The organism is Clostridium tarantellae (assembly GCF_009295725.1).
GTDB classification, from domain to species: Bacteria; Bacillota; Clostridia; order Clostridiales; family Clostridiaceae; genus Sarcina; species Sarcina tarantellae.
The window spans coordinates 1-4,071 of sequence record NZ_WHJC01000297.1; the positions used below are offsets into that span (position 1 = coordinate 1).

The window sequence follows — 4,071 nt, forward strand, 5'->3', positions numbered from 1 at the left end:
TTTAAGGGGCTACGCCGCATTTTTCTATAGACTTGTCAAGTTTTTTCTGAAAAAAAGAGCAAGATATATTTCTATACCTTGCAATTCTAAAATAAACAATATAACTTTTCTTAACTTAATGACATTGCAGTTTAAACTGACTCTTTTATATTAAAGTTATTAAGCTCTATTTACTGATCCAAATAACTCCATTTTTTCTTTAACTATATCTTCTATAGCTTTAGTTCCAGGAGCTAATAATTTTCTAGGGTCAAAGCCTTTTGCTTGTAAGTCTTTACCTTCTTCAATATATTTACGAGTAGCAGCAGCGAAAACTAACTGACACTCAGTGTTAACATTGATCTTTGAAACTCCTAATGAAATTGCTTCTTTTATCATGTCTTCTGGAATTCCAGTACCACCATGTAATACTAATGGCATTTTTCCAGTAGCATTGTTAATAGCAGCTAAAGCTTCAAAGTTTAATCCTTGCCAATTTTCAGGATATTGTCCATGGATATTACCAATTCCAGCAGCTAACATAGTAACTCCTAAATCAGCAATTAATTTACATTCTTGTGGATCTGCTATTTCACCAGCGCCAACAACACCATCTTCTTCTCCACCGATTGAACCAACTTCAGCTTCTACAGAAATACCTTTAGCTTCAGCCATTTTGATTATTTCAGTAGTTTTCTCAATGTTCTCATTGATTGAGTAGTGTGAACCATCAAACATGATTGATGAGAATCCAGCTTCCATAGCATCTATAGCACCTTGGTAGCTACCGTGATCTAAGTGTAAAGCAACAGGAACTGTTATTTTTAATTCTTCTAACATTCCGTTAACCATTCCAACTATAGTTTTAAAACCACACATATATTTTGCAGCACCTTCAGATACTCCTAATATAACTGGTGAATTATTTTGCTGAGCAGTTAATAATATTGCTTTTGTCCACTCTAAGTTATTAATGTTGAACTGACCAACTGCATATTGTCCTTCTCTTGCTTTATTTAACATGTCCTTTGTATTAACTAATGCCATGTTCTTACCACCTTTCAAAAAATAAAAATTGTATGTAAAGGGACATTATATGTCCCAGTGGGACTTATCCCTTTGTTTATATTATAAACTATAATTTACATAAATTCTATACTAAAAGTATAAAATTTAAAAAATATTAATTAAATTAATTTCCTCTAATTCCTTTAAATATTCAGCAAAACATTTTATAGCATGAATAGTAGAAAGAGCATCACCATTAGATTTAACCTTTACAAATTGAGTTAGTTTTAATACTTCAGTATTTAAATTATCTACATTTTCATGGTTTATATATATAGATATATCCTTAAAGCCTTTTGACATAAGCTTTTTTAATTCTAAAGTTTTTTCATAGCTTTTTTGCCAATTTTCTTTACATAATAATTCTTCTAATTCATTACTTGTGTTTAAAACATTATTACAAAAAGTTGTAAGTTTATTATTGTATATAGTTACAAAGGCAAAAACCATAAAGAAAATAAAAAAAGATATTATAGTGTTTTTCATAATATTTCATCTCCGGAAAAATTTTCGATTTTATTTTTTTCTTCATATGTTATTTTGTTATTAGAATTTAAAACTATCATATATATATCATCAATTGATGGAGAGTTTAATTTTTTTAATTCTTCAAATACCCAGTTTTCATTTTTTTTAATTTTTTTTAAAGCTTTAAAATTAAATTTACCATCAGAATATATAATTATAGGAATACTAGGATTAGTTCTTTTTAAATTTAAATCATCTTTGGTTATAATATCATATTTGGCTTTGGGTATTATGGATATTTCTCCGTTATTTTCCATTATAGCGTATTGAACTTGATTTACATCTAAATAACCACGAATTCTTAATTCCTCTAATATATCTTCTGCTGTTAGTCTTTGAGTAATAAGATTTTTTATATTTAATTTTCCATTACTGATTAATATAGAAGGAGTACCATCTATAACTTTTCGAATGAATTTACTTCTAAACTGTAATTCAGCTAAGATAGTTCTTATAAATAAAAGTGTAGTAATTGGAATAATACCCAATAAAAGTGGTAAGCGTGTATCTTGCATAGGTAATGCTGCTAAATCAGAAATCATAATAGTGATGACCAATTCAAAAGGTTGAAGTTCTCCAACTTGTCTTTTTCCCATTAATCTAATAACAAGTATTACTAATAAGTATAATATTGCAGTTCTTATAAATACTATAAACAAATTCAATCCCTCCTCATATAGTATAATGTGAAAAAAAATTATAATTATTCTTAAATTTTTAGTATTTTAATAGTTTAAAACAGTATAATTATACAAAATATGTAAAATAACTATAAGGGGTTGTGAAAATGTGAAAAAATTAAAAATTACATTAAATAAAAAAATTTTAAATATAAATAAAGGAGAGAAAATATATAAATTATTAGAAAATAATTATATACATGATGAAATCCCCATAACTTTAGCAAAGTTAAATAATACTTATTATGAACTTACAGATGAAATTAAAGAAGATGGAATATTGGAATGGGTTAGAACTAATAATACATTGGCAATGATAGCATATGCTAGAACATTACAATTTGTATTTATAAAAGCTACTTTAGATATTTTTAATGAAGCAAGAATAAATATAGAACATTCTATAAATAAAGGTATATTTGGAGAAGTATATAAATTAAAAGCATTAAATAAAGAAGATATACTGCTCATAAAAAATAGAATGCAAGAAATTATAAAAAAAAATATAGTTATAGAAAAACTTGAATTCAAAAAAGAAGATGCTATAGAAATTTTTAAAAAATATAAAATGGAAGATAAAGTTAAATTATTGCAGAATGTTAAAGTTGAAAAAGTTAAGCTTTATAAAATAGAAGATAGATATGATTATTTTTATGGTGATATGGCATATTCTACAGGAATATTAAAGTATTTTGATGTAATTTTTTATGAACCAGGTTTTATTTTAAGCTTACCAAGTCACAAAAATCCTACCATAATTATTCCTTTTGTACAACAAAAACAATTAGCAAATGTTTTTAGAGAAACTGAGAGATGGTTAAATATTTTAGATGTGGCTTGTGTAGGAGCTTTAAATGAAAAATTAGAAGGCAAAGATTTAACAGATATAATAAGGGTGTCAGAAGCATTACATGAAAAAAAGATAGCACAAATTGCTGATATGATAAAAGATAAAGAAAATATAAAGGTAGTTTTAATTGCAGGACCTTCTTCATCAGGTAAAACAACATTTTCAAAAAGATTATCAATTCAATTAAGAGTAAATGGATATATGCCAATTTCAGTTTCTTTAGATGATTATTTTATTAATAGAGAAAATACTCCTTTAGATGAAGAAGGAAAACCAGATTTTGAGTCTATTTATACATTAGATTTAAATCTTTTTAATAATCATTTAAATAAGTTATTATTAGGAGAAGAAGTAGAAATACCAGTATATAATTTTAAAACTGGTTCTAGAGAATGGCATGGCAATAAACTTAAACTACCTTATAATGGCATATTGGTAATTGAAGGGATTCATGCATTAAATCCTAAACTTACTGAAATTTTAAAAGAAGAAAATAAGTTTAAGGTATATATATCAGCATTAACTCAATTAAATTTAGATAATCATAATAGAATTCCTACTACTGATGTAAGAAAAGTTAGAAGGATTGTTAGAGATGCTTTATCTAGAGGATATAATTGTGAAAAAACTTTAGAGATGTGGCCTTCAATTAAGAGAGGAGAAGAAAAAAATATTTTTATATATCAAGAACAAGCAGATATTATGTTTAATTCTACTTTAGTTTATGAATTTGCTATATTAAAAAAATATTGTTTAAATGAACTAGAAAAGGTAAATAAAGATAGTATAGTATATTATGAAGCTAAAAGGTTAATTAAATTATTAAAATTTTTTAAAGATTTAGATATATGCAGAGTACCAGAAAATTCTATATTAAGAGAATTTATTGGTGGAAGTTGTTTTTATAATTACTAATTCCTATATTCAAATATTAATAGTTAAATGAAAAATCATGATTATTTCAGT

General features: G+C 25.4%; 4 protein-coding genes. 1 reads left to right on the plus strand and 3 read right to left on the minus strand.

The genetic code is table 11. The features are described 5' to 3' along the window. Positions 1-159 precede the first annotated feature (159 nt). The 3 genes from fba to GBZ86_RS13415 all read right to left on the minus strand — a co-directional run bounded on the left by fba (position 160) and on the right by GBZ86_RS13415 (position 2,234). The gene (gene fba, locus GBZ86_RS13405; RefSeq protein WP_152891452.1) at positions 160-1,026 is read right to left on the minus strand and encodes a class II fructose-1,6-bisphosphate aldolase; all 867 of its coding nucleotides are present in this window, start codon (positions 1,024-1,026) and stop codon (positions 160-162) included. A gap of 126 nt (positions 1,027-1,152) precedes the next feature. Beyond that, positions 1,153-1,533, minus strand: a complete 381-nt coding sequence (locus GBZ86_RS13410) for a DUF4363 family protein (protein WP_152891454.1) — start codon at positions 1,531-1,533, stop codon at positions 1,153-1,155. Then, on the minus strand, positions 1,530-2,234 hold the full coding sequence (locus GBZ86_RS13415; RefSeq protein ID WP_152891456.1) for a YetF domain-containing protein: 705 nt from the start codon (positions 2,232-2,234) through the stop codon (positions 1,530-1,532). The genes GBZ86_RS13410 and GBZ86_RS13415 overlap by 4 nt, the downstream gene beginning before the upstream one ends. Positions 2,235-2,364: 130 nt before the next feature. Between GBZ86_RS13415 and GBZ86_RS13420 the strand changes: the two genes are divergently transcribed. Then, positions 2,365-4,020 carry a nucleoside kinase gene (locus GBZ86_RS13420; RefSeq protein ID WP_327445268.1) on the plus strand — a complete coding sequence of 552 codons (1,656 nt, stop codon included), beginning with the start codon at positions 2,365-2,367 and terminating at the stop codon, positions 4,018-4,020. The last annotated feature ends 51 nt before the right edge of the window (positions 4,021-4,071 follow it).

Bases quoted from the DNA above. Each gene is read 5' to 3' on its own strand.
- fba (WP_152891452.1), bottom strand. From the start codon at position 1,026: ATGGCATTAGTTAATACAAAGGACATGTTAAATAAAGCAAGAGAAGGA.
- GBZ86_RS13410 (WP_152891454.1), bottom strand. From the start codon at position 1,533: ATGAAAAACACTATAATATCTTTTTTTATTTTCTTTATGGTTTTTGCC.